This window comes from Streptomyces sp. NPDC006259 (genome assembly GCF_042870975.1).
Taxonomy (GTDB): Bacteria; Actinomycetota; Actinomycetes; order Streptomycetales; family Streptomycetaceae; genus Streptomyces.
Genome location: NZ_JBIAHY010000009.1, coordinates 37,210 through 62,285, shown reverse-complemented (window position 1 = coordinate 62,285; position 25,076 = coordinate 37,210). Strand labels below are relative to the sequence as shown.

20 protein-coding genes are annotated in these 25,076 nt (G+C 72.9%); 16 read left to right on the top strand and 4 right to left on the bottom strand.

Translation table 11 applies throughout. The features are described 5' to 3' along the window. Positions 1 to 56 precede the first annotated feature (56 nt). The 4 genes from ACFYO5_RS31850 (at position 57) to ispG (ending at position 5,984) form a co-directional block, all read left to right on the top strand. Positions 57 to 1,991, top strand: coding sequence for an acyl-CoA dehydrogenase family protein (locus tag ACFYO5_RS31850; RefSeq protein WP_388715447.1), 1,935 nt, complete (start codon positions 57 to 59; stop codon positions 1,989 to 1,991). Positions 1,992 to 2,097: 106 nt separating this feature from the next. Next, a complete protein-coding gene (gene dxr / locus ACFYO5_RS31845; protein ID WP_388715444.1) occupies positions 2,098 to 3,354 on the top strand; it encodes a 1-deoxy-D-xylulose-5-phosphate reductoisomerase in 1,257 nt (418 codons plus the stop codon). An 8-nt stretch (positions 3,355 to 3,362) separates the two neighbouring features. After that, positions 3,363 to 4,655 (top strand): M50 family metallopeptidase, encoded by a 1,293-nt coding sequence (locus tag ACFYO5_RS31840; RefSeq protein WP_388715948.1) that lies wholly within the window; start codon positions 3,363 to 3,365, stop codon positions 4,653 to 4,655. Positions 4,656 to 4,826: 171 nt separating this feature from the next. Further along, the gene (ispG, locus tag ACFYO5_RS31835) at positions 4,827 to 5,984 is read left to right on the top strand and encodes a flavodoxin-dependent (E)-4-hydroxy-3-methylbut-2-enyl-diphosphate synthase (RefSeq protein ID WP_356561853.1); all 1,158 of its coding nucleotides are present in this window, start codon (positions 4,827 to 4,829) and stop codon (positions 5,982 to 5,984) included. A 413-nt stretch (positions 5,985 to 6,397) separates the two neighbouring features. Here the strand turns inward: ispG and ACFYO5_RS31830 are convergent, their stop codons facing one another. After that, positions 6,398 to 7,135: a GNAT family N-acetyltransferase gene (locus tag ACFYO5_RS31830; RefSeq protein ID WP_388715440.1), complete on the bottom strand. Its 738-nt coding sequence runs from the start codon at positions 7,133 to 7,135 to the stop codon at positions 6,398 to 6,400. A 101-nt stretch (positions 7,136 to 7,236) separates the two neighbouring features. Between ACFYO5_RS31830 and ACFYO5_RS31825 the strand changes: the two genes are divergently transcribed. From ACFYO5_RS31825 to ACFYO5_RS31815, 3 genes are all read left to right on the top strand, one after another. Further along, positions 7,237 to 8,085 carry a GNAT family N-acetyltransferase gene (locus ACFYO5_RS31825; protein ID WP_388715437.1) on the top strand — a complete coding sequence of 283 codons (849 nt, stop codon included), beginning with the start codon at positions 7,237 to 7,239 and terminating at the stop codon, positions 8,083 to 8,085. 109 nt (positions 8,086 to 8,194) lie between these two features. Then, positions 8,195 to 8,725, top strand: a complete 531-nt coding sequence (locus tag ACFYO5_RS31820; protein ID WP_356561846.1) for a GNAT family N-acetyltransferase — start codon at positions 8,195 to 8,197, stop codon at positions 8,723 to 8,725. A gap of 121 nt (positions 8,726 to 8,846) precedes the next feature. Continuing rightward, positions 8,847 to 10,550 (top strand): proline--tRNA ligase, encoded by a 1,704-nt coding sequence (locus tag ACFYO5_RS31815; RefSeq protein ID WP_356561844.1) that lies wholly within the window; start codon positions 8,847 to 8,849, stop codon positions 10,548 to 10,550. A 238-nt stretch (positions 10,551 to 10,788) separates the two neighbouring features. Here the strand turns inward: ACFYO5_RS31815 and ACFYO5_RS31810 are convergent, their stop codons facing one another. From ACFYO5_RS31810 to ACFYO5_RS31800, 3 genes are read right to left on the bottom strand one after another with little or no spacing between them, the layout of a single operon-like run. After that, positions 10,789 to 11,682: an aminoglycoside phosphotransferase family protein gene (locus tag ACFYO5_RS31810; protein ID WP_388715432.1), complete on the bottom strand. Its 894-nt coding sequence runs from the start codon at positions 11,680 to 11,682 to the stop codon at positions 10,789 to 10,791. A gap of 27 nt (positions 11,683 to 11,709) precedes the next feature. Next, positions 11,710 to 12,246, bottom strand: coding sequence for a ferritin-like domain-containing protein (locus ACFYO5_RS31805; protein ID WP_388715429.1), 537 nt, complete (start codon positions 12,244 to 12,246; stop codon positions 11,710 to 11,712). Beyond that, positions 12,243 to 12,860 carry a hypothetical protein gene (locus ACFYO5_RS31800; RefSeq protein ID WP_388715426.1) on the bottom strand — a complete coding sequence of 206 codons (618 nt, stop codon included), beginning with the start codon at positions 12,858 to 12,860 and terminating at the stop codon, positions 12,243 to 12,245. Before ACFYO5_RS31800 ends, ACFYO5_RS31805 begins: the two co-directional genes overlap by 4 nt. Positions 12,861 to 13,118: 258 nt before the next feature. Between ACFYO5_RS31800 and rimP the strand changes: the two genes are divergently transcribed. The 9 genes from rimP (at position 13,119) to ACFYO5_RS31755 (ending at position 25,066) form a co-directional block, all read left to right on the top strand. Then, positions 13,119 to 13,643, top strand: a complete 525-nt coding sequence (gene rimP / locus ACFYO5_RS31795) for a ribosome maturation factor RimP (RefSeq protein WP_356561836.1) — start codon at positions 13,119 to 13,121, stop codon at positions 13,641 to 13,643. 2 nt (positions 13,644 to 13,645) lie between these two features. Continuing rightward, the gene (gene nusA, locus ACFYO5_RS31790; protein WP_356561834.1) at positions 13,646 to 14,632 is read left to right on the top strand and encodes a transcription termination factor NusA; all 987 of its coding nucleotides are present in this window, start codon (positions 13,646 to 13,648) and stop codon (positions 14,630 to 14,632) included. Between the two features lie 127 nt (positions 14,633 to 14,759). Beyond that, complete coding sequence (locus tag ACFYO5_RS31785) at positions 14,760 to 15,056, top strand: YlxR family protein (protein ID WP_356561832.1); 297 nt, start codon at positions 14,760 to 14,762, stop codon at positions 15,054 to 15,056. A gap of 147 nt (positions 15,057 to 15,203) precedes the next feature. Beyond that, positions 15,204 to 18,338 (top strand): translation initiation factor IF-2, encoded by a 3,135-nt coding sequence (gene infB / locus ACFYO5_RS31780; RefSeq protein WP_388715422.1) that lies wholly within the window; start codon positions 15,204 to 15,206, stop codon positions 18,336 to 18,338. Positions 18,339 to 18,517: 179 nt separating this feature from the next. Beyond that, positions 18,518 to 18,814 carry a DUF503 domain-containing protein gene (locus tag ACFYO5_RS31775; RefSeq protein WP_356561828.1) on the top strand — a complete coding sequence of 99 codons (297 nt, stop codon included), beginning with the start codon at positions 18,518 to 18,520 and terminating at the stop codon, positions 18,812 to 18,814. Between the two features lie 44 nt (positions 18,815 to 18,858). Then, a complete protein-coding gene (gene rbfA, locus ACFYO5_RS31770; protein ID WP_356561826.1) occupies positions 18,859 to 19,311 on the top strand; it encodes a 30S ribosome-binding factor RbfA in 453 nt (150 codons plus the stop codon). After that, positions 19,308 to 20,213, top strand: a complete 906-nt coding sequence (gene truB / locus ACFYO5_RS31765; RefSeq protein ID WP_388715418.1) for a tRNA pseudouridine(55) synthase TruB — start codon at positions 19,308 to 19,310, stop codon at positions 20,211 to 20,213. The genes rbfA and truB overlap by 4 nt, the downstream gene beginning before the upstream one ends. Positions 20,214 to 20,500: 287 nt before the next feature. Next, entirely contained in the window at positions 20,501 to 23,944 is a 3,444-nt protein-coding gene (locus tag ACFYO5_RS31760; protein ID WP_388715415.1) for a trypsin-like peptidase domain-containing protein, read from the top strand. Between the two features lie 171 nt (positions 23,945 to 24,115). Next, positions 24,116 to 25,066 (top strand): bifunctional riboflavin kinase/FAD synthetase, encoded by a 951-nt coding sequence (locus tag ACFYO5_RS31755; protein ID WP_388715412.1) that lies wholly within the window; start codon positions 24,116 to 24,118, stop codon positions 25,064 to 25,066. Positions 25,067 to 25,076 lie beyond the last annotated feature (10 nt).

The following is a 25,076-nucleotide window of genomic DNA, read 5'->3' as shown; positions in this document are numbered from 1 at the left end:
GCGCCCATCGGTAACCAATGTGGTCCGAGATCCCGATTCGCGGCGAGGTGAGCCTCATGTCCGCACCACCCCTCAAGAAGCCCGTCGTCACCGAACGTGAGGCCCGTCAGGTGGCGGAGGCCGCCCGGGAACAGGACTGGCGCAAGCCCAGCTTCGCCAAGGAACTGTTCCTGGGCCGTTTCCGCCTCGACCTCATCCACCCCCACCCCCTTCCCGCCGACGAGGCCGTGCGGCGCGGCGAGCAGTTCCTCGCCAAGCTCCGCGAGTTCTGCGAGACGCGCGTCGACGGCGCCCTCATCGAGCGCGAGGCCCGCATCCCCGACGAGGTCGTGGCCGGCCTCAAGGAACTCGGCGCCCTCGGCATGAAGATCGACCCCAAGTACGGCGGGCTCGGTCTGGGCCAGGTGTACTACAACAAGGCACTGGCCCTGGTGGGCTCGGCCAGCCCGGCGGTCGGCGTGCTGCTCTCGGCACACCAGTCGATCGGCGTACCGCAGCCGTTGAAGCTGTTCGGCACCGACGAGCAGAAGCAGCGGTTCCTCCCGCGCTGCGCCCGCACCGACATCAGCGCCTTCCTCCTCACCGAGCCGGACGTCGGCTCCGACCCGGCCCGCCTCGCCACGAGCGCCGTACCGGACGGGGACGACTACGTCCTCGACGGGGTGAAACTGTGGACCACCAACGGCGTGGTCGCCGACCTGCTGGTCGTGATGGCCCGGGTGCCGAGGAGCGAGGGCCACAAGGGCGGCATCACCGCCTTCGTGGTGGAGGCCGACTCGCCCGGCATCACGGTGGAGCACCGCAACGCCTTCATGGGACTGCGCGGCATCGAGAACGGCGTCACCCGTTTCCACCAGGTCCGGGTGCCCGCCGCGAACCGCGTCGGCCCCGAGGGAGCGGGCCTGAAGATCGCCCTGACCACCCTCAACACCGGCCGGCTCTCGCTGCCCGCCTCCTGCGTGGCGGCGGGCAAGTGGAGCCTGAAGATCGCCCGCGAGTGGTCGGCGGCCCGCGAGCAGTGGGGCAGGCCGATCGCCGGCCACGAGGCGGTCGGGGCCAAGATCTCCTTCATCGCGGCGACGACCTTCGCCCTGGAGGCCGTGCTCGACCTGTCCTCCCAGATGGCCGACGAGGACCGCAACGACATCCGCATCGAGGGCGCCCTGGCCAAACTCTTCGCCTCCGAGATGGGCTGGCGGATGGCCGACGAACTGGTCCAGATCCGCGGCGGCCGCGGCTTCGAGACCGCCGACTCCCTCGCCGCCCGCGGCGAACGGGCGGTCCCCGCCGAACAGGTCCTGCGCGACCTGCGCATCAACCGCATCTTCGAGGGCTCGACGGAGATCATGCACCTGCTGATCGCCCGAGAGGCGGTCGACGCCCACCTCTCGGTCGCCGGCGACCTCATCGACCCCGACAAGTCCCTCCAGGAGAAGGCGAGGGCGGGCGCCAACGCGGGCGTCTTCTACGCCAAGTGGCTGCCCAGACTCGTCGCGGGACCCGGTCAGCTCCCGAACTCCTTCACCGAGTTCAAGCACGAGGTCGACCTCTCCCCGCACCTGCGCCAGGTCGAGCGGTACTCCCGCAAGCTGGCCCGCTCCACCTTCTACGCCATGTCCCGCTGGCAGGGCCGCATGGAGACCAAGCAGAACTTCCTCGGCCGGATCGTCGACATCGGCGCCGAACTGTTCGCGATGAGCGCCGCCTGCGTGCGCGCCGAGCTGCTGCGCTCCCGCGGCGAGCACGGCCGCGAGGCCTACCAGCTCGCGGACGTGTTCTGCCGCCAGTCCCGCATCCGGGTCGAGGAACTCTTCAGCCGCCTGTGGTCCAACACCGACGCCCTCGACCACAAGGTCGTCAAGGGCGTCCTCGCGGGCACCTACGAGTGGCTGGAGCAGGGCATCGTCGACCCCTCCGGCGAGGGCCCCTGGATCGCCGACGCCACTCCGGGACCGTCCGAACACGAGAACGTCCATCGCACGATCAGGTGAGACCGCGCACACCCGGCCCCGGGTGTCCCCCCAAGAGCCCCCCGTGCGGGGGACCGTGGGGGGACACCCTGTCCACACCCGCGGGCGTTGCGGCGACAATGGGGGGATGAGCGACAGTCCAGCCCTCCTCGCCGACCCGCATCTCGTCTACGACCCCGTGGCGGGCGACGGCCCCAAGGACGTGGTGGTCCTCGGGTCCACCGGGTCGATCGGCACCCAGGCCATCGACCTCGTGCTGCGCAACCCGGACCGCTTCCGGGTGACCGGCCTGTCCGCCAACGGCGGCCGGGTCGCCCTCCTGGCCGAGCAGGCCCGCCGACTGCGGGTGCGGACCGTCGCGGTCGCCCGCGAGGACGTCGTACCGGCCCTGCGAGCGGCCCTGAGCAGCGAGTACGGCACCGCCGAGCCGCTCCCCGAGATCCTCGCCGGACCGGAGGCGGCCACCCAGCTCGCCGCCTCCGACAGCCACACCGTCCTCAACGGCATCACCGGTTCCATCGGCCTCGCGCCCACCCTCGCCGCCCTGGAGGCGGGCCGCACCCTCGCGCTCGCCAACAAGGAGTCGCTCATCGTCGGCGGCCCGCTGGTGAAGGCGCTCGCCAAGCCCGGCCAGATCATCCCGGTCGACTCCGAGCACGCGGCGCTCTTCCAGTGCCTCGCGGCCGGCACCCGCGCCGACGTCCGCAAGCTGGTCGTCACCGCCTCCGGCGGCCCCTTCCGCGGCCGTACGAAGGAGCAGCTGGCGCACGTGACCGTGGAGGACGCCCTCGCGCACCCCACCTGGGCCATGGGCCCGGTCATCACGATCAACTCCGCGACCCTCGTCAACAAGGGCCTGGAGGTCATCGAGGCCCACCTCCTCTACGACATTCCCTTCTCCCGCATTGAGGTGGTCGTGCATCCGCAGTCGTATGTCCACTCGATGGTTGAGTTCACGGACGGATCGACACTGGCGCAGGCGACGCCGCCCGACATGCGCGGGCCCATCGCCATCGGCCTCGGCTGGCCCGCGCGGGTGCCCGACGCGGCACCCGCCTTCGACTGGAGCAAGGCGTCGACGTGGGAGTTCTTCCCGCTCGACGACGAGGCCTTCCCCTCGGTGAGCCTCGCCCGGCACGTGGGCGCGCTCGCGGGGACGGCCCCGGCGGTGTTCAATGCCGCCAACGAGGAGTGCGTGGAGGCGTTCCGCAAGGGCGCGCTGCCGTTCAACGGGATCATGGAGACCGTCACGAGGGTCGTCGAGGAACACGGCACCCCGCGCGCGGGAACCTCGCTCACCGTGCCGGACGTCCTCGAAGCGGAGACCTGGGCCCGTGCCCGGGCCCGGGAACTGGCGGCACAGACGGCGGAGGCCCGTGCATGACGACCCTGATGTTCATCCTCGGCATAGTGGTCTTCGCGTTCGGCCTGCTGGTGTCGATCGCCTGGCACGAGCTGGGGCACCTGTCCACCGCCAAACTCTTCGGCATCCGCGTGCCGCAGTACATGGTCGGCTTCGGCCCGACCATCTGGTCGCGCAACAAGGGCGAGACCGAGTACGGCATCAAGGCGATCCCGTTCGGCGGCTACATCCGCATGATCGGCATGTTCCCGCCGGGTGACGACGGCCGCATCACCGCCCGCTCCACCTCGCCCTGGCGCGGCATGATCGAGGACGCCCGCTCGGCGGCGTACGAGGAGCTGAAGCCCGGCGACGAGACGCGCATGTTCTACACGCGCAAGCCGTGGAAACGGGTCATCGTGATGTTCGCGGGCCCCTTCATGAACCTGATCCTCGCGGTCGCCCTGTTCCTGACCGTGCTCATGGGCTTCGGCATCCAGCAGCAGACCACCTCCGTCGCCTCCGTCTCGCCCTGCGTGATAGCGCAGAGCGAGAACCGCGACACCTGCAAGAAGACCGACCCCGCCTCCCCGGCGGCCGCCGCCGGCATGGAGAAGGGCGACAGGATCGTCTCCTTCGCCGGCAGGCCCACCGACGACTGGGACACCCTCTCCGACCTCATCCGGGTCAGCGCCGGCAAGGACGTCGCGATCGTCGTCGACCGGGACGGCCGCGAGGTCACCCTCAACGCCAGGATCGCCACCAACCAGGTCGCGAAGAAGGACTCCAACGGCACCTACGTCCAGGGGGAGTACGTCAAGGCGGGCTTCCTCGGCTTCAGCGCGGCCACCGGAGTCGTCAAACAGGACTTCGGCGAGTCCGCGACCTGGATGACCGAGCGGGTCGGCGACGCCGTCGACTCCCTCGCCGCCCTGCCCTCCAAGATCCCCGCCCTGTGGGACGCGGCCTTCGGCGACGGCCCCCGCGAACAGGACTCCCCGATGGGCGTCGTCGGCGCGGCCAGGGTCGGCGGCGAGATCGCCACCCTCGACATCCCGGCCTCGCAGCAGCTCGCGATGTTCGTGATGCTCCTCGCCGGCTTCAACCTCTCCCTGTTCCTCTTCAACATGCTCCCGCTGCTGCCCCTCGACGGCGGACACATCGCGGGCGCCCTGTGGGAGTCGCTGCGCCGCACCCTCGCCAAGGTGCTGCGCCGCCCCGACCCCGGCCCCTTCGACGTGGCGAAGCTGATGCCGGTGGCCTACGTGGTGGCCGGGATCTTCGTCTGCTTCACCCTCCTGGTGCTGATCGCGGACGTCGTCAACCCGGTGAAAATCTCCTAGCGGTACGGCGTCGAGGGCGGCCCGGCACGATCCGTGCCGGGCCGCCCTTCCATCGAGTGGGTTTGACAGCGGGGATGTGCCCCCGCCGGGCCCCGTGCCGTAATCTCGAAGCCTGGAGCCCGCCACCGACGGGACCTGGACTCTGATCCACGACTTGGGGTTGCACAGCAGATGACTGCGATTTCTCTCGGCATGCCGTCCGTTCCGACCAAGCTCGCCGAGCGCCGCAAGAGCCGGCAGATCCAGGTCGGGTCCGTGGCGGTCGGCGGGGACGCCCCCGTGTCCGTGCAGTCGATGACCACGACCCGCACCTCCGACATCGGCGCCACGCTCCAGCAGATCGCCGAGCTGACCGCGTCCGGCTGCCAGATCGTCCGCGTCGCCTGCCCGACCCAGGACGACGCCGACGCCCTCGCCACCATCGCCCGCAAGTCACAGCTGCCGGTGATCGCGGACATCCACTTCCAGCCCAAGTACGTGTTCGCCGCGATCGAGGCCGGCTGCGCCGCTGTCCGCGTCAACCCGGGCAACATCAAGCAGTTCGACGACAAGGTCAAGGAGATCGCCAAGGCCGCCAAGGAGCACGGCACCCCGATCCGCATCGGCGTGAACGCCGGCTCCCTCGACCGCCGCCTGCTCCAGAAGTACGGCAAGGCGACCCCCGAGGCCCTCGTCGAGTCCGCCCTGTGGGAGGCGTCCCTCTTCGAGGAGCACGACTTCCGCGACATCAAGATCTCCGTCAAGCACAACGACCCGGTCGTGATGATCGAGGCCTACCGCCAGCTCGCCGCCCAGTGCGACTACCCCCTCCACCTCGGCGTGACCGAGGCGGGCCCCGCCTTCCAGGGCACGATCAAGTCGGCGGTCGCCTTCGGCGCGCTCCTCTCGCAGGGCATCGGCGACACGATCCGCGTCTCGCTGTCGGCCCCGCCGGTCGAGGAGGTCAAGGTCGGCAACCAGATCCTGGAGTCCCTCAACCTCAAGCAGCGCGGCCTGGAGATCGTCTCCTGCCCGTCCTGCGGCCGCGCCCAGGTCGACGTCTACAAGCTCGCCGAGGAAGTCACCGCGGGCCTGACCGGCATGGATGTCCCGCTGCGCGTCGCGGTCATGGGCTGCGTCGTCAACGGCCCCGGCGAGGCCCGCGAAGCCGACCTCGGCGTGGCCTCCGGCAACGGCAAGGGCCAGATCTTCGTCAAGGGCGAGGTCATCAAGACCGTCCCCGAGTCCAAGATCGTGGAAACCCTCATCGAAGAGGCCATGAAGCTGGCCGAACAGATGGAATCCGACGGCGTCGCGTCGGGCGAACCCCAGGTATCGGTAGCGGGCTGATCCCCGGGCCGGGCCGCACACCGGCGGATCACCGCAGGCGCCGGGGGGCGCCCGGCCCGAACGCTGCCGCAGGGCGTCACCGCCCGCGACCCCCTGCCGACGGAGGCGTGACCGCTCACCGCACGGTGGGCCGGCGCGCCGATGGATCGCCGCAGGCGTCGAAGGGCGCGAAATACGGCGCGATGAGCACTCACTCACCCGCACCCATCGGCCCGTCGCCCGAGGCGGTAACCCCACCGCCCTTGGCGAAACACCTGAGGCGGACACCCCCGACCACGTCTCAGCCGTGCCGCACGCGCCCAGAGGACGCGGGGACGGCGCACACCGCCCCTACCACCCGCAGGCATCCGCCCGCCTGCCGGCAACCCGACCCCTTGGCGAAGCACCCGAGGCGAACACCCCCGGGTCCCGCGTCAGCGGTGCCGCATCCACACGTTCGGCTCCCGGTACACCCCCACGTCCGCCCCCCGGTCGACCCGCAGCACGCTCAGGCCGTCGGGGATGACGTAGTCCCCCGACTCGGGCAGCGTCAGACCCGTCCAGCCCTCCCACTCGGCGACCGTCCCGGTCATCGTCTGGGAGGCCGGCGCCGCCTTGAGGATCTCCGCGCCGAGACGTTCGTGCGTGCGGATCCAGGGGTCGAGCGCGGCACCGTCGGCACGCCGCCACCGTATGAAGGAGTCGATCGGGGTCAGCGGATACCGTGCCTTCGTCGTCGGCCGCACCGGCGCGACGACCCGGCTCAGCCCCGCCTCCTGCCCGGCGTCCCGCAGAGCGCCCAGTGCCCGTCCCGCCAGCCCCCGCCCCGTGAGCGACGGACCGACGATCGCCCCGCAGATCACCAGGGTGTCCGGCGTGACGCCCTGTTCGCGCCCCTCGACGGCCCGGACCAGACTCTCGCTGTATCCGGAGGGAAGGGTGTCGACCTGCCCGTCCCAGTGGATCGGCACACCCCACCCGCCGGCGACCGGCACCCCTTCCTCGTCGACGAGGAAGAGATCGAGGTCGGCGAACCACTCCCGGACCCGGCCGATGTACTCCTTGCTCACGGGGTCGGCGGTGATGAACGCCGGGAACCCCTCGCTGAAGAGCTCCGCGAGCTGTTCCCGCGGCCACGTGCGCGCGTCGGTTCTCTCGGTTCGCAAGATCATGTGCCGTTGGTAGCACAGGGTCCCCGCAGGACGGGCGGCGCCGCACAATCTCGGCGGGTACAGTGCGGAGATCAGGCAGACCCCAGTGTGAGGCCCCGCACGTGTTGACGCAGACCACCTCCCGGGTCCTCGCACCGAGCGACCTGGACGCCGCCCTCGCCGTCCTCGACCGCGAGCCGGTCACCAACGCCTTCGTGACCTCGCGGGTGCAGGTCGCGGGCCTGGACCCATGGCGCCTCGGCGGCGAGATGTGGGGCTGGTACGAGGACGGCATGCTGACGTCCCTGTGCTACGCCGGCGCCAACCTGGTCCCGATCTGCGCCACCCCCCGTGCCGTCCGCGCCTTCGCCGACCGCGCCCGCCGGGCCGGCCGCCGCTGCTCCTCCATCGTGGGCCCCGCCGACGCGACCGCCCTGCTGTGGCGGCTGCTCGAACCGCACTGGGGCCCGGCCCGCGACGTCCGGGCCCGCCAGCCCCTGATGGTCACCGACCGCATGCCCGAGGACATCGCCCCGGACCCCTACGTGCGCCGCGTCCGCAAGGACGAGATGGACACGATCATGCCGGCGTGCGTGGCGATGTTCACCGAGGAGGTCGGCGTCTCCCCGATGGCCGGCGACGGCGGCCTGCTCTACCAGGCGCGGGTGGCCGAACTCGTCGGCTCCGGCCGCTCGTTCGCCCGCCTCGACGACCGGGGCAGGGTCGTCTTCAAGGCGGAGATCGGCGCGGCCACCCCCAAGGCCTGCCAGGTCCAGGGTGTCTGGGTGGCCCCGGAGTACCGGGGGAGGGGCCTGGCCGCCCCCGGCATGGCGGCCGTACTGCGCCACGCGCTCGCGGACATCGCCCCGGTGGTCAGTCTCTACGTCAACGACTTCAACACGACGGCGCGGCGGACGTACCGAAGGGTGGGCTTCGAGGAGGTCGGCGCCTTCATGAGCGTCCTGTTCTGAAGGGACCGGACGCGGCGCGGTACCCACGTCCGGCTCCGCGGCCCAACCGGACCGGCCACATCCGCTCCGCACCCGCCGGCCGACCGGAACCCCCCTGTAGGCTCCCGTCATGGACCTCGTCATCGGCCCCTTGGACCTTCCCGCGCACGTGGACGAGGCCCTCGCAGTCCAAGCCGTGGCCTTCGGACTGGGCCCGGACGAGGTGGCCGTCCGCAGGCAGATCGTCCTGCGCCACATGACCACCCCCGGCGCGAGAGCGTACGGCGCGACCGTCGGCGACAGACTCGTCGGCTTCGTCTACGGCATGCCCAACGACCGCGCCCACTGGTGGTCCACCGTCGTCGAGCCCTACCTCCGCGCCAACGGCGACGACGACTGGCTCGACGACTCCTTCGTCATCACCGAGCTGCACGTCCACCCGGAGTACCAGAACCGGGGCGCGGGCCGCTCCCTGATCACGACGATCACCGACACCGCGACCCAACCCCGCTCGATCCTCTCCGCGATCGACATCGACAGCCCCGCCCGAGCCCTCTACCGCTCCCTGGGCTACCAGGACCTGGCCCGCCGCGTCCTCTTCCCCAGCGCCCCCCGCCCCTACGCCGTGATGGGCGCCCCTCTCCCGCTGCGCCGCGGATAGCGCGCCGCGGATAACGGATTTCCGGCGGCACGGGGCTCCCGGCTAACCTCCTAGCCAGCACCCTCCCCACTCCCGGCCCGGTTCGCGAGGGGGGATCCCGATCGGCAGGAGTTCGTACACCATGGCCAACGCACCGGTCCAGCGCATGTCCCAGTTGATGGCGAAGACGCTGCGCGACGACCCGGCGGACGCCGAGGTCCTCAGCCACAAGCTCCTCGTCCGCGCCGGCTACGTCCGCCGCACCGCCGCCGGCGTCTGGAGCTGGCTGCCGCTGGGCAAGAAGGTCCTCGCCAACGTGGAGCGGATCGTCCGCGAGGAGATGGACGCGATCGGCGCCCAGGAGGTGCTGCTCCCCGCCCTGCTGCCGAAGGAGCCGTACGAGGCGACCGGCCGCTGGGACGAGTACGGCCCCGAGCTGTTCCGCCTCAAGGACCGCAGGGGCGGCGACTACCTCCTCGGCCCCACCCACGAGGAGATCTTCACCCTGCTGGTCAAGGACCAGTGCACGTCCTACAAGGACCTGCCGGTCATCCTCTATCAGATCCAGACGAAGTTCCGCGACGAGGCCCGCCCCCGCGCCGGCATCCTGCGCGGCCGCGAGTTCCTGATGAAGGACTCCTACTCCTTCGACACCGAGGACGAGGGCCTGGCCAAGTCGTACGCCCTGCACCGCCAGGCGTACCAGCGGGTGTTCGAGCGTCTGGGCCTGGACTACCGCATCTGCGCGGCGACCGCGGGCGCCATGGGCGGCTCGAAGTCGGAGGAGTTCCTGGCCCCGGCCGAGGCCGGCGAGGACACCTTCGCGGACTGCCCGAACTGCGACTTCGCGGCCAACACCGAGGCGATCACCTACGAGTCGAAGCCGGTCGACGGTTCCGCCGTGCCCGCGGCCGAGGAGATCCCGACCCCGGACACCCCGACCATCGAGACCCTCGCCGCCTCCCTCGGCGTGCCGGCCTCCGCCACCCTGAAGAACCTCCTGGTCAAGGTGGACGGCGAGATCGTCGCCGTCGGCGTGCCCGGTGACCGCGAGGTCGACCTGGACAAGGTCGAGGCGCACTTCGCGCCGGCCTCCGTCGAGCTGGTCACCGCGGAGGACTTCGTGGGCCGGCCCGACCTGGTCCGCGGCTATGTCGGCCCGCAGGGCCTGCAGAAGGTCACCTACATCGCCGACCCGCGCGTGGCGCCGGGCACCGCGTGGATCACGGGCGCCAACAAGGAGCACACGCACGCGAAGAACGTCGTCGCGGGCCGTGACTTCGAGGTCGACGCGTACGTCGACGTCGTGGTCGTCCGGGACGGCGACCCCTGCCCGAAGTGCGGCACCGGCCTCAAGCTGGACCGTGCCATCGAGATCGGCCACATCTTCCAGCTGGGCCGCAAGTACGCCGATGCCCTCAAGCTCGACGTCCTCGGCCAGCAGGGCAAGCCGGTCCGCGTCACCATGGGCTCGTACGGCATCGGCGTGTCCCGCGCGGTCGCGGCCCTGGCCGAGCAGAGCGCCGACGACAAGGGCCTGTGCTGGCCCGCCGAGGTGGCGCCGGCCGACGTGCACGTGGTCGCCGCGGGCAAGGCCCTCCAGACCGAACTGGCCCTGGACGTCTCCGAGAAGCTGCGGGCGGCCGGTCTGCGCGTCCTGGTCGACGACCGGGCCGGGGTCTCGCCGGGCGTGAAGTTCACCGACTCCGAGCTGATCGGCGTGCCGAAGATCCTGGTCGCGGGCCGCCGTTCCGCCGAGGGCGTCCTGGAGCTGAAGGACCGCAGGACCGGCGAGCGCGAGGAACTGACCGTGGACGAGGCCATCGCCCGCCTCACGACCGCGTAGACGCCTTCCGGCGGGAGACGGGGCGCCGCCGCGGCGGTCCGCGGCGGCGCGAGGCGCACGACGGACCTCGCGCCGGCCGTCCCGCCCGTCGGGGCGCCAGGGCTACCGCCACCCGTCAAGGCGGACGGGCAGGGAGGGCGAACGCCCGCCGGAGCCGAGGGGCCGCCAGGGCGGACCGCCCGTCACGGCTGACGGTCCGCCGCGGCCCGGCCGCGGCCGTGTCACCGGCGGAACCCGCCTAGACCCACCCGGCGAACTCCAACAACAGCTCCGCGTCCTTGGGCCGCCCCACGCGCAGGGCCCGTACGCCCGACTCCACCGCCCGGAACAGCGTCCACCCCCGCAGCCGCTCCTGGTCCACCTCCAGCGACTCCGCGAGCCGCTTCACCCGCCGCCGGGTCGTCGCCGCCCCCGACGGGGAGGCGATCAGGTCCTCCACCCGGTCCCGGACCAGCCGCGCCAGGTCGAAGGCGCGCTCGCCGACGACCGGGTCCGGCCCCACGGCCAGCCATGGCATCCGCTCACCCGCGAGCACCTTGCTCTGCCGGAACGTCCCGTGCAGCAGCCGGTGTTCGGGCGGCGCGGCCAGCAGCTCCGCGCGGGCCGCGAGCGCCGCGTCGACGAGCGCGGCCACCTCCCCGTCGGCACGCGCGCGCATCGCCTCGGCCTGTCGCCCGGTCCGTTCGGCCACCGTCTCGAAGCAGTGCCCGGCCGGCGGATCCACCCACAGCCGCCGCAGCGTTCCCACCGCCTCCAGCAGCGCCTTCGCCTCCGGCAGCGACCGCACCGACACATCGGGGTGCAGCCGCTCCAGCAGCAGCACCCCTTCACTCACCGGGCCCTCCACCAGCTGTACGGCACCCAGGCCGTCCCAGTGCGCGAGGGCGGTCCGCTCCGCCTCCGGCCGGAACCGGGACGGGGCCAGTTTCAGCACGGCCGGCGTCCCGTCGGCGGAGCGCACCAGCACGACCAGGCTGCTGCGGCCACCGGGCACCTGCACCCGCTCGACGGTCAACTCACGCCGGGAGGCGGCCAGTCGGACCGTCTCCGGCAGCTTCTGCAACCAGTCGTCACCGTCCGGCGCGCTCTCGCCGAGTGCCCTGACCAGACGCTGCGGCGGTTCGAAAGCCATACGCGAGTCGTCCTCTCCTGCTCCGGCCTATGCCGTCGGTGTGCGGGCCGGGGTCGATGCGGGGGTCGGTGACGCCGAGCCCGCCTTCGTCGCCGGGGCCCCGGCCCCGGTGGCGGCCGGATCCGTCCCCGCACCGGCCCGCTCGGCGAGACCAGGGAAGGCTACGCTGCCGCCGCGCCAGCGCACCGCGCGCACCGCGGCCTCCCGCAGCGCCCCGGCTGCCTCCCGGCGCAGCGCACCGGTGGTGGCCCGGACCAGGTCGGAGTAGACCCCGGCGACGCGTTCCTCCAGCTCGGTGGCGAGCCGGACCGCCGCGGCGGAGTCCGCCACCGCGAACGGCAGGGCGTACGCCGCGCTCGCCGCGATGGGCTCGGTGCCCAGGGCGCGCACTTCGCGCGCCAGCGTGTCCCGGCGCGCCCGATGCGCGTCGTACGCCGCCCGAGCCTCCGTGCGCCGGGCCTCGCTGATCCGGCCGCCGACCACTCCGTAGCCGTACACCGCCGCGTGCTCGGCGGCCAGCGCGGCCTGGAGGGCCGTCACCTCACCGGTGTCCCGCCCGCTCATCGGGCCTCCTCCGTCAGCAGGTACGCGTGGGCCGCCCCGGCCGCGGCCACCGAGGCCAGCAGCCGGGCCAGCTCGCCCGGCACCTCCGCCAGCGCCGTGACCCTGCGGTCCGCGAGGGTCCGCTCGGCCCCGGCCAGGTCGGCGAGCGCGTCCTTGGCGTTCGCCGGAACGACGACGGACGGAGCGGGCGGGACAGCCCCGGGGGTCGCACCCGAGACCGATGCTCCCGCGGACGCGCCCGCGGACGCCGACGGTGCCGCCGCCGGCGACTCGGGGGCCGGGGCGGAGGGCGACGCCGTCGCGACACCCCCGGCACCACCGAACGCCGTCACGTGCCGCACGACCTCCGCCCGCAGCGGTGCCAGCCGCGCCACCAGCGTCGGATGGACGGCGAGGACGGCGTCGTAGCGCTTCACCAGGCCGGCGCTGTCCGCAGCCGCACGCGCGCGTGCGCGACCCTCCACCGAGGCCGACGGGCTGTCGCCCGAGGCCTTCTTCCCGGAGTCCTCCTCGCCGGCGGAGCAGCCGGCCAGCAGGGCGGCCCCGGCGGCCGAGGCGAGCAGGGTCCTGCGGCGCGGCCCGCGGGGGGTGCGCACTGGCGGCGGGAACGGCACGGCAGACGTCCTCGGGGAATCTCGTACGAAAGGAACCGGTCAGGGGCCGCTCACGCGCGGGCAGGCCCGTGATCACCGTACCCGCGCGTCCGCCCGGCACCGGCCACCGGCACCGCCGGTCGTCCGCCGGGCGCCGACAGGTGTCGTCCGGCGCCGGTGGGCCACTCGGTGGACGGCAACACACCCCGCGACCGGATACCCTTTGACCAGACACACGACCCATCCCACAACAGCACACGCGGCCGAGGAGTCACCCGGATGAGCACCACCCAGAGCGAGAGGCTGCGAGAACTGCTCGAACCTCTCGTCACCTCCCAGGGGCTCGACCTCGAAGAGATCACCGTGGACTCCGTCGGTCGCAAGCGGGTGCTGAGCGTCGTCGTCGACTCCGACACCGGAGCGGACCTGGACCAGATCGCCGATGTGAGCCGCGCGCTCTCGGCGAAGCTCGACGAGACGGACGCGATGGGCGAGGGCGAGTACACCCTCGAGGTCGGCACCCCGGGCGCGGAGCGGGCCCTCACCGAGCACCGCCACTACGTCCGTGCCACGGACCGCCTGGTGAGGTTCCAGCTCCACGAGGGCGGCGAGATCGTCGCCCGCGTCCTCGACGTGGACGACGACGGCCTCGACGTCGAGGTGCCGGGCGTGAAGGGCCGCAAGGCCACCGCCCGCAGGCTCGCCTTCGCCGACATCGACAAGGCCCGCGTCCAGGTCGAGTTCAACCGCAAGGACAAGCACGAGCAGGACGAGAAGGACATGAAGGAAGAGGAGGAGGCGTAGCCGTGGACATCGACATGAGTGCCCTGAGGGGCTTGGTGCGGGAGAAGGAGATCTCCTTCGACCTGCTGGTCGAGGCGATCGAGTCGGCCCTCCTCATCGCCTACCACCGCACCGACGGAAGCCGCCGCCACGCGCGCGTGCGGCTCGACCGGGAATCCGGTCACGTGACCGTGTGGGCGAAGGAGGACCCCGAGGACCTCGAGGAGGGCCAGGAGCCCCGCGAGTTCGACGACACCCCGTCCGACTTCGGCCGCATCGCCGCCAGCACGGCCAAGCAGGTGATCCTCCAGCGCCTGCGGGACGCCCAGGACGACGCCACGCTCGGCGAGTACGCGGGCCGTGAGGGCGACATCGTCACCGGTGTGGTCCAGCAGGGCCGCGACCCGAAGAACGTGCTCGTCGACATCGGCAAGCTCGAGGCCATCCTCCCGGTGCAGGAGCAGGTGCCGGGCGAGACGTATCCGCACGGCATGCGGCTGCGGTCGTACGTCGTCCGGGTGGCGAAGGGTGTGCGCGGTCCGTCCGTGACGCTCTCGCGGACGCACCCGAACCTGGTGAAGAAGCTGTTCGCGCTCGAGGTGCCGGAGATCGCCGACGGGTCCGTCGAGATCTCCGCCATCGCCCGCGAGGCCGGCCACCGCACGAAGATCGCCGTCCGGTCCACGCGTTCCGGCCTGAACGCCAAGGGTGCCTGCATCGGCCCGATGGGCGGCCGGGTGCGCAATGTCATGGGCGAGCTGAACGGTGAGAAGATCGACATCGTCGACTGGTCGGACGATCCGGCCGAGATGGTGGCGAACGCCCTGTCGCCCGCCCGGGTCTCCAAGGTGGAGGTCGTCGACATGGCGGCCCGCTCCGCGCGCGTGACGGTGCCGGACTACCAGCTGTCGCTGGCGATCGGCAAGGAGGGGCAGAACGCCCGCCTGGCCGCCCGTCTGACCGGCTGGCGGATCGACATCCGGCCGGACACCGAGCAGCCCGGGGAATGACCCTCGGCACGAGCCCGGGGAATAGATCCAAGCCGTAGCACGCTCAGATCACGTCAGTTATACGCGCGGCAACCGTTCGACTCCTGCCCCGAAGGAGTGAGGTCGCCGCGGGGAGGTAGACTTAACTGTGTCTGGCCGGACGCACGCCCGAGCACGTCCCGAGCGCACCTGTGTGGGATGCCGGGAGCGGGCGGCCAAGACGGAACTGTTGCGCATCGTGGCGATGGAGGACGCTTGCGTCCCCGATCCTCGCGGTACGCTGCCCGGCCGGGGTGCGTATGTGCATCCCGCCCAGGTCTGTCTCGACCAGGCGGTCCGCCGCCGGGCGTTCACGAGGGCGTTGCGAGCCCCGGGAGCGCTCGACACAAAGGCGTTGCGCCAGTTCGTCGAGCAGACGATCGTTGCCGAACAGGCGACACCGTAAGAAGGCGTCGCACGGAACCTCCGTGCGGCTCTGGTACCCCGCGAGTTGGAAGTAGGTCGAGATTGCGATGAGCACTCGATGAGCACGCGATGAGTACGCCCATGAAGTAGCGACGGTCCGGACACACCCGGACCTAAAAGGAGCGAAGTGGCTAAGGTCCGGGTATACGAACTCGCCAAGGAGTTCGGAGTCGAGAGCAAGGTCGTCATGGCCAAGCTCCAAGAACTCGGTGAATTCGTCCGTTCGGCGTCTTCGACCATCGAAGCGCCCGTTGTACGCAAACTGACCGACGCCTTCCAGGGTGGTGGCAGCGGCAGGTCCGCCAAGCCCGCCCCGCGCAAGGCTGCCCCCAGGCCCGCGGCGCCCTCGCAGGCGCAGGCGGCCCGTCCGGGTCCGGCCGCGCCCCGGCCGGCCTCCCCCAAGCCGCCGACGGCCCAGCAGCCCGAGGCGCCCGCCGCGCCCGCGGCTCCGGCCGCCTCGTCGGCTCCGTCGGCCCCCGCGCCGTCGGCCTCCCCGTCGGCTTCCGGCCCGCGTCCGGGCCCCCGGCCCGCGCCGCGTCCGGCCCCCGCCGCCCCGGAGTTCACCGCTCCGCCGGCGCCCCCGGCCGCACCGGCCGCTCCCGCCGCCCAGAAGCCGGCCTCCCCGCCGGCTTCCGGCCCGCGTCCCGGAGCACCCCGTCCCGCCGGCCGTCCGGCCGCCGGTCAGGGTCAGCAGGGTGGTCAGGGCCAGCGCCCGGCCGCCGCGCAGGGTCAGCGTCCCGGTGGCGGCGCCGCGCGTCCGGGCGGTTCCCGTCCGGCCGGTCCCCGTCCGGGCAACAACCCCTTCACCTCCGGCGGCAACGCCGGTATGGCCCGTCCGCAGGCCCCGCGCCCGCAGGGCGGCCCCGGCGGTCCGCGTCCCGGCGGTGCCGGTGCCCCCGGCGCCGGTCCGCGTCCCCAGGCGCCCGGCGCCCCGGGCGGCGCTCCGCGTCCGCAGTCCGCGGGCGGCTCGCGTCCGTCCCCGGGCGGCATGCCCCGCCCGCAGGGCGGCGCTCCGCGTCCCGGCGGCGGCCCGCGTCCGAACCCGGGCATGATGCCGCAGCGTCCGGCTGCCGGCCCCCGTCCCGGTGGCGGCGGTCCCGGCGGCCGCGGTCCGGGCGGCGGCGGTCGTCCCGGCGGTGGCGGCGGCGGTCGTCCCGGTGGCGGCGGCGGCTTCGCCGGTCGTCCCGGTGGCGGTGGCGGCGGCTTCGCCGGTCGTCCCGGTGCCCCCGGTGCCGGTGGCGGCGGTTTCGCCGGTCGTCCCGGCGGTCCCGGCGGTGGCGGCGGCGGTCGTCCCGGCTTCGGTGGCCGTCCCGGCGGTCCCGGTGCCCGTGGTGGCACGCAGGGCGCCTTCGGTCGTCCCGGCGGTCCCGCGCGTCGCGGTCGCAAGTCGAAGCGTCAGAGGCGCCAGGAGTACGAGGCCATGCAGGCCCCGTCGGTCGGCGGCGTCATGCTGCCTCGCGGCAACGGACAGTCCGTCCGCCTGTCGCGCGGTGCCTCGCTGACCGACTTCGCCGAGAAGATCGGCGCCAACCCGGCGTCGCTCGTCGGCGTGATGATGAACCTCGGCGAGATGGTCACCGCCACGCAGTCCGTCTCCGACGAGACGCTGAAGCTCCTCGCGGACGAGATGAACTTCGTCCTCGAGATCGTCAGCCCCGAGGAGGAGGACCGCGAGCTGCTCGAGTCCTTCGACATCGAGTTCGGCGAGGACGAGGGCGACGAGGACGACCTGGTGGTCCGTCCGCCGGTCGTCACCGTCATGGGTCACGTCGACCACGGCAAGACCCGCCTCCTCGACACCATCCGCAAGACGAACGTCGTCGCGGGCGAGGCCGGCGGTATCACGCAGCACATCGGCGCCTACCAGGTCGCCACCGAGGTCAACGGTGAAGAGCGCAGGATCACCTTCATCGACACCCCCGGTCACGAGGCGTTCACCGCCATGCGTGCCCGTGGTGCCAAGTCGACCGACATCGCGATCCTCGTGGTGGCGGCCAACGACGGTGTGATGCCCCAGACGATCGAGGCGCTGAACCACGCCAAGGCGGCCGACGTGCCGATCGTGGTCGCGGTCAACAAGATCGACGTCGAGGGCGCCGACCCGACCAAGGTGCGCGGTCAGCTCACCGAGTTCGGTCTGGTGGCCGAGGAGTACGGCGGCGACACCATGTTCGTCGACATCTCCGCCAAGCAGGGCCTCAACATCGAGAGCCTGCTGGAGGCCGTGGTCCTCACCGCGGACGCCTCGCTCGACCTGCGGGCCAACCCGGAGCAGGACGCGCAGGGCATCGCGATCGAGTCCCACCTCGACCGTGGCCGTGGTGCCGTCTCGACGGTCCTGGTCCAGCGCGGCACGCTGCGCATCGGCGACACCATGGTGGTCGGCGACGCGTACGGCCGTGTCCGGGCGATGCTCGACGACAACGGCAACAACGTCGAGGAAGCGGGTCCGTCGACCCCCGTCCTGGTCCTGGGTCTCACCAACGTCCCGGGCGCCGGCGACAACTTCCTCGTCGTCGACGAGGACCGCACGGCACGCCAGATCGCCGAGAAGCGGGCGGCGCGCGAGCGCAACGCCAACTTCGCCCGGCGCGGAGTCCGGTTCTCCCTGGAGAACCTGGACGAGGCGCTCAAGGCCGGCCTGGTGCAGGAACTCAACCTCATCATCAAGGGCGACGCGTCCGGTTCGGTGGAGGCCCTCGAGTCCTCGCTGCTCCAGCTCGACGTCGGCGACGAGGTCGACATCCGCGTCCTGCACCGCGGTGTGGGTGCGGTCACCGAGTCGGACATCAACCTGGCGACCGGCTCCGACGCCATCGTCATCGGCTTCAACGTCCGCGCCGCGGGCCGCGCGGCGCAGATGGCGGAGCGCGAGGGCGTCGACGTCCGGTACTACTCGGTGATCTACCAGGCCATCGAGGAGATCGAGGCGGCCCTGAAGGGCATGCTGAAGCCGGAGTACGAGGAGGTCGAGCTGGGCACGGCGGAGATCCGCGAGGTCTTCAAGTCGTCCAAGCTGGGCAACATCGCCGGTGTCCTGGTCCGCTCGGGCGAGGTCAAGCGCAACACCAAGGCGCGCCTTATCCGCGACGGCAAGGTCATCGCGGAGAGCCTCAACATCTCCGGGTTGCGTCGCTTCAAGGACGACGTCACCGAGATCCGCGAAGGCTTCGAGGGCGGTATCAACCTCGGAAACTTCAACGACATCAAGGTCGACGACGTCATCGCGACGTACGAGATGCGGGAGAAGCCGCGGGTGTGACATCCACGGTTCGTGCCGGCCGGCGGGGCGCTGTCCCCGCCGGCCGGTGCGGCGTTCCGGCGGCGGTGAGCGGGGGAAACCCCGTCGAGCCCCGGCCGGGATCGTTGTACCGTTCTTGATGCCCCTGTCCGTTCAGGCCAGGGTCGTCGATCCCGTACCGGCGGGTGAACCGGTTACACATGTATGTGGGGACTCTGTCCTTCGACCTCCTCCTCGGCGACATTCACTCGCTGAAGGAGAAACGCTCCGTCGTCCGCCCGATCGTCGCCGAGCTACAGCGCAAGTACGCGGTGAGCGCGGCCGAGGTGGACCATCAGGACCTGCACCGCCGGGCGGTCATCGGCCTGGCCATGGTGTCCGGGGACACGGAGCATCTGACCGATGTACTGGACCGGTGCGAACGGCTGGTCGCCGCGCGCCCCGAGGTGGACCTGCTGTCGGTCCGACGCCGTCTCCACGGCGAAGACGACGACTGACCACACCAGAGAACGCAAGAGAAGAAAGAACGGGAGACGGACCAGTGGCCGACAACGCGCGCGCCAAGAGGCTGGCGGACCTCATCCGAGAGGTGGTGGCCCAGAAGCTACAGCGCGGGATCAAGGACCCGCGGCTCGGCTCCCACGTCACCATCACGGACACCCGCGTCACGGGTGACCTCAGGGAAGCGACCGTCTTCTACACCGTGTACGGGGGCGACGAGGAGCGGGCCGCCGCCGCCGCGGGCCTGGAGAGCGCCAAGGGTGTCCTGCGCTCCGAGGTCGGCCGCGCGGCGGGCGTGAAGTTCACGCCCACGCTGAGCTTCGTCGCCGACGCCCTCCCGGACAACGCCCGCACCATCGAGGACCTCCTCGACCGGGCGCGGCAGTCCGACGAGAAGGTGCGCGAGGCGTCCGCGGGCGCCGGGTACGCCGCCGGCGCCGACCCGTACAAGAAGCCCGGTGACGACGACGAGACGGACGACGCCGCCGAATGAACCGCAAGCAGACCCCGCCCGACGGCCTTGTCATCGTCGACAAGCCGTCGGGCTTCACTTCGCACGACGTCGTGGCCAAGATGCGGGGGATCGCCAAGACCCGCCGCGTCGGCCACGCCGGGACGCTCGACCCGATGGCGACGGGCGTCCTCGTCCTCGGCATCGAGAAGGCCACCAAGCTCCTCGGGCACCTCGCGCTCACCGAGAAGGAGTACCTGGGGACGATCCGGCTGGGCCAGAACACCCTGACGGACGACGCCGAGGGGGAGATCACCTCCGCCACCGACGCCTCCGGGATCGCCCGTGACGCCATCGACGCCGGGATCGCCAAGCTGACCGGCCGGATCATGCAGGTCCCGTCCAAGGTCAGCGCCATCAAGATCGACGGCGTGCGCTCCTATAAGCGGGCCCGCGACGGCGAGGACTTCGAGATCCCGGCCCGCCCGGTCACCATCTCCTCGTTCACGGTCTACGACGTCCGGGACGCCCTCGCCGAGGACGGCACCCCCGTCCTGGACCTGATCGTCTCGGTGGTCTGCTCCTCGGGCACCTACATCCGCGCCCTCGCCCGCGACCTGGGCGCCGACCTGGGCGTCGGCGGTCACCTCACGGTTCTGCGCCGTACCCGCGTCGGCCCGTACAAGCTGGACTCCGCCCGCACCCTCGACCAGCTCCAGGAGGAGCTGACGGTGATGCCGATCGCGGAGGCCGCCGCGGCCGCGTTCCCCCGCTGGGACGTGGACGAGCGGCGGGCCCGGCTCCTGCTCAACGGTGTGCGGCTGGAGATGCCCGAGGAGTACGCGGGCGCCGGCGCGGTCGGCGTCTTCGACGCCGAGGGCCGCTTCCTGGCGCTGGTGGAGGAGCAGAAGGGCAAGGCCAAGAGCCTGGCCGTCTTCGGCTGACGTCCTCCCCCGTCCCCGCCTCCCCGGCCGCGCCTTCGCCTCGTCCTCGCTTCGCCCGTGGAGCGGCGGGCACGGGGTCCTGCTCCGCCGCCGCTCCACGGTCCCCCCTCGGTTCCCCCACCCCTAGGTGTATCCAACGCACCCCGTTCATTCACCCGTCCGGACGGGCGCTCGGAGTGAACCGAGGGGGTGCACGGGGGCGCGTTCGTATCGCGCCCTGTCCCGTCGATCACCGTGCGCCTACCGTCGGACCAGAGGGCACGCGGGCGCGGCGGGGAGGTACGGCGATGGCGGGACGGGGCCCGCGCACCGGCGGCGACCGCGGCACCCCGCGGGACGACCCCCGGTCGCACCAGGACGACCCGCGCCCCGTCCCCGAACCCTGCCTGGTCCGGATCCAGGACCTCGCCGGCCGCCCGCGCGGCACCGGCTTCCTGGCCGACCACCACGGCACCGTCATCACCAGCCACGAGGCCGTCGACGGGCTGTCCCGCCTCGTCCTGTACGGCGCCGGCGACCGCGGCCGCGTCGTCACCTCCGACGCGGTCACCCCACTGCCGGAACTGGACCTCGCCCTCGTCCGCACCCAGGGCCTCGACGCCGACCCCCTGCCCGTCACCGTGCGCGAGGGCGTCGGAAGGGGCACCTACGTCCGGTTGGCCGCCGGCTGCTGGCGCGAGGCGCGGGTGCTGACGGCCACCCCCGTGACCTACACGGCCACCGACCGCTTCCACCGCCTCACGGACTGCCTGGAGCTGGCCATCGGCACGGCGGGGCGGGACGCGCTGCGGCTCGGCGGGGGCGCGGCCGGCGGGCCCGTGCTCGACGCGGAGACCGGCGCCGTCGTCGCCGTCCTGGGCACCGCCCTGCGCTCCGACCACCACGACACCGGCTTCGCCGTCCCGCTGCGCCCCGGCCCACCGGGCAGCCCCCTCGCCGACCTGCTCGCCCGCAACGCGGCCACCGTCCCGGCCTACGGCGCCGACCTGAATCTGGCGGGCCTCCTGGAACTGGCGGCCACCTCGGTAGGCTCCGACGGACCACCCGCCCGTTCCCACACCCCGGTCGAACGGCCCCAACCCGCGCGGGAGTTCGCCGCCTTCGCCAGGGACACGACCGCCGTCCTGGCGCTCGTCGGCGCCCCCGGCAGCGGCCGTACGACCGAACTCGCGGCCCTCGCCGACCGGCGCGCCCGCGGCCCGGAACCGGCGCCCACGCTGTGGCTGCGCGGCGCCGACCTGAGGTCCACGGACGACTCGGTCGCCGACGCGGCCCGCCGCGCGCTGGACCGCGCCGCCCGGATCGTCGCCGCGTCCCGCCCGCTCCCCGCCCCAGGCGACCTGACCCCGGAGCGGTTCGCCCACCTGGCCCGCGCCGCGGGCCGGCCGCTGCTGCTGCTCCTGGACGGCCCCGAGGAGATGCCGCCGGTGCTCGCCCACCGCCTCCCCGAGTGGACCGGGGGCACGGCGGACTGGCTGCGGGAGACCGGAGCCCGGCTGGTCGTGGCATGCCGGGCGGAGTACTGGGAACAGGCCGGCCCGCACTTCCCGGCGGGCATGTCCTACGGCCGCACGGGCCCGGACCTGCCGCCGCACGTCCCGCTCGGCGACCTCACCGAGGCCGAGGCCGCGGAGGCCCGTGCCCGGCTCGGCCTCGCGGACACCACCGTCGCGGACACGGCCCTCGCGGGCCCCGACGCCCGGCATCCGCTCACCCTCCGGCTGCACGCCGAGGTCCGCGCCGCCCTCCCCGGCACCGACGAGGTCCCCGTCGGGCGCGACGACGTCCTCGCCGCCCACCTCGACCTGATGTGCCTGCGGATCGCGGTCCGGCTGGCCGCGGAGAACGGCGTGCGCGGCACCGCCGTACGACGGCTCGCCGCCAAGGTGTCCGGGCAGGTCCACGAGGCGGCCCGGCGCAGCCTCGGGCCGGGCCAGGGCGAACTGGACCGGGCGTCGTTCGAGGCGGTGTTCCCGTGGGGCCCCGCCCCCGCCCGGCTCGGCGGCGGCACCGGCTGGGCGTCCGCCGTCCTCGCCGAAGGACTCCTGGTGCCCGCCGGCGGCGGCTACCGCTTCGCCCACGAGGAAGTCGCCGACTGGATCCAGGGCCTCCACCTCGACCTGGACGAAGCCCTGCGCGCCCTCGTCCACCGCCCCCGCACCCCGGACCGCACCCATCCGCTGCCCGTCCCGCACCATCGCATCGGCCCCGTCGTGCAGGCCCTGCTGCACCTCGGCCGGCAGCAGGGCGCCGGGCGACTCGCGGCCCGGCTGGAGGAGCTGGCCCACGCGCTGGAGGCCGACCCGGAGTCCTGGTGGGCGGCCCGGCTGCTCGCCGGGACCCTGCCCCGCGTCCCGGACGCGACTCCGTACGCCGGTGTCCTGCGGCTCCTGGCCGACCTCGTCGTGGCCCGCTGCGACGGACCGGGCGGGCCCGCCGAGTTCGGCCCCGCCTTCTGGACCGCCCTGCCGCTCCCGGCCGGCCTCCGCCTCGACCTGCTGCGCCGGCTGGTCCTCGCGGACCCGGCCCCGGACGCCGAGGACGTGCCCCGCCACCTGGACGCCGTCGCCCGGTTGCTCGCCGCCGACGCCCCCACCGTGCAACCACTGCTCGCGCTCTGGTTCGACGACGAGCGGCCGCTGCCCGCGACACCGCACGCCACCGTGGCGACGGCCGCTCAGGCGCTCCTGCACACCCACCGGCACCGGGGACTGGACGACCTCACCGAGGTCCTCGTGGACCGGGCGCACCCGCGCGCGGACGAACTCCTCGCCGTGCTGGCCGAGGAGGAACCCTCCGCACTGTGCCGGGCCGTGGACCGGTGGGCGCACGACGAACGGCCGGAGCGGCGCGCCGCCGCGATGACGCACGGAGCGCGCGCGGCAGCACACGCGCGCACCCGCGCCGACCGCGAGCTGCTGCGGTACGCGGCGCTCGCCGTCCTCGCCCGCCCCGGCGACCCGACCCTCCACGGCGGCGCGCTCGCCCTCCTCGTCCGTGACCCCGAGGCCCGCGACCGGCACCTCGGGCGGGCGCTGGAGCGGTTCGCGGCGGGCGACCCGGCGCTGCCGCCGAGCGCGGCGCTCACCGCCCTCACCACCCACCCGGAACCGGTCCTCGACGCCTGCCGGGCCCGGCTGGACCACCCCGGTACGGACACCGGACCCCTGCTGCGCGCCCTCGTCGACGCCACCACCCCGGCCCTGGCCCGCCGGGTGGCCCTGCTGCTGCGCGAGGTGCTGGAAGATCGCCCACAGGCCGTCGGCGACCTCGCCGTCTGTCTGGACGCCCGCCTCGACGTCGGCCATCCCCGTCCCGACGTTCTCCTTCCGCTGGTCACCGGAGTGCTGGACGGCGGATCCGAGACCGTACGGGCCGCCCTGGCGGGTGTCCTGGCCGGACCCGGCGCCCTCCGCCGGGAGCTGCTCGACTTCCTCCTGGCCCGCGAGCGCGACCCCGCCGTCCTGGACGCCGTGCTGCACGCGGCGGGCCGGCTCAGCGGCCCCGACCTGCGCGTCCTTCTCCACCGCACCGGTCTTCTGCTCGGCCGCGCCCCGGAGGGCGCCGCCCGTTTCGAGCGCGGTCTGGTCGACCTGGCCCGGCACGTCCCCGGCTTCGCCGCACAGGTCGCGGGCTGGCTCACCGGGGAGCCGGGGGAGATGGCCGCGCTGGTCGGCGCGAGCACCCGCGGCACGATCGAGAACCTGGCGGGGGCGCGCGTCCCCGTCTGACCGAAGGCCGCCCCGGCCGGTCCGTGGGCAGTGGGGCGAGTCACAGCCCCCATGCCGATGCGGGCCGGAGACACCCGGCATGGCACCCTTAGAGCTGCGTATGCGGTCAACGGAACACACGAACACACCACCACACGACAAACACGGACACAGGTTCGAGGAGCGGTCACAGTGCAGCGCTGGCGTGGCTTGGAGGACATCCCCCAGGACTGGGGGCGCAGCGTCGTCACCATCGGCTCTTACGACGGGGTCCACCGCGGACACCAGCTGATCGTCCGGCACGCCGTGGACCGGGCCCGCGAGCTGGGCGTGCCCTGCGTCGTCGTCACCTTCGACCCGCACCCCAGCGAGGTCGTGCGCCCCGGCAGCCACCCGCCGCTGCTCGCCCCGCACCACCGCCGCGCCGAACTCATGGCGGAACTGGGCGTGGACGCCGTCCTCATCCTCCCCTTCACCACCGAGTTCTCGAAGCTGTCGCCCGCCGACTTCGTCGTCAAGGTCCTGGTCGACAAGCTGCACGCCAAGGCGGTCGTCGAGGGCCCCAACTTCCGCTTCGGCCACAAGGCCGCGGGCGATGTGGAGTTCCTCGTCGAGCAGGGCAAGGTCTACGACTTCGAGGTCGAGGTCGTCGACCTGTTCGTGTGCGGCGACGCGGGCGGCGGCGAGCCGTTCTCCTCCACACTGACGCGGCGGCTGGTCGCCGAGGGGGACGTGGAGGGCGCCGCGGAGATCCTGGGCCGGCCGCACCGCGTCGAGGGCGTGGTCGTGCGGGGCGCTCAGCGCGGCCGCGAACTCGGCTTCCCCACGGCGAACGTGGAGACCCTCCCGCACACCGCGATCCCCGCCGACGGCGTGTACGCCGGCTGGCTGCACGCGGCCGGCGAGGCGATGCCGGCCGCGATCTCGGTCGGCACCAACCCGCAGTTCGACGGCACCGAGCGCACGGTGGAGGCGTACGCCATCGACCGCGTCGGCCTCGACCTGTACGGCCTCCATGTGGCCGTCGACTTCCTGGCGTTCGTCCGCGGCCAGGCCAGGTTCGAGTCCCTGGACGGTCTGCTGGAGCAGATGGCGTTGGATGTGAAGCGCTGCCGGGAACTGGTGGCGGAGACGGGCCGGTAGCGGACCCGCT

Coding starts and splice junctions, on each gene's coding strand:
- ACFYO5_RS31850 (WP_388715447.1), top strand. CDS start 57: ATGTCCGCACCACCCCTCAAGAAGCCCGTCGTCACCGAACGTGAGGCC.
- dxr (WP_388715444.1), top strand. CDS start 2,098: ATGAGCGACAGTCCAGCCCTCCTCGCCGACCCGCATCTCGTCTACGAC.
- ACFYO5_RS31840 (WP_388715948.1), top strand. CDS start 3,363: ATGTTCATCCTCGGCATAGTGGTCTTCGCGTTCGGCCTGCTGGTGTCG.
- ispG (WP_356561853.1), top strand. CDS start 4,827: ATGACTGCGATTTCTCTCGGCATGCCGTCCGTTCCGACCAAGCTCGCC.
- ACFYO5_RS31830 (WP_388715440.1), bottom strand. CDS start 7,135: ATGATCTTGCGAACCGAGAGAACCGACGCGCGCACGTGGCCGCGGGAA.
- ACFYO5_RS31820 (WP_356561846.1), top strand. CDS start 8,195: ATGGACCTCGTCATCGGCCCCTTGGACCTTCCCGCGCACGTGGACGAG.
- ACFYO5_RS31815 (WP_356561844.1), top strand. CDS start 8,847: ATGGCCAACGCACCGGTCCAGCGCATGTCCCAGTTGATGGCGAAGACG.
- ACFYO5_RS31810 (WP_388715432.1), bottom strand. CDS start 11,682: ATGGCTTTCGAACCGCCGCAGCGTCTGGTCAGGGCACTCGGCGAGAGC.
- ACFYO5_RS31805 (WP_388715429.1), bottom strand. CDS start 12,246: ATGAGCGGGCGGGACACCGGTGAGGTGACGGCCCTCCAGGCCGCGCTG.
- rimP (WP_356561836.1), top strand. CDS start 13,119: ATGAGCACCACCCAGAGCGAGAGGCTGCGAGAACTGCTCGAACCTCTC.
- ACFYO5_RS31775 (WP_356561828.1), top strand. CDS start 18,518: ATGTATGTGGGGACTCTGTCCTTCGACCTCCTCCTCGGCGACATTCAC.
- truB (WP_388715418.1), top strand. CDS start 19,308: ATGAACCGCAAGCAGACCCCGCCCGACGGCCTTGTCATCGTCGACAAG.
- ACFYO5_RS31760 (WP_388715415.1), top strand. CDS start 20,501: ATGGCGGGACGGGGCCCGCGCACCGGCGGCGACCGCGGCACCCCGCGG.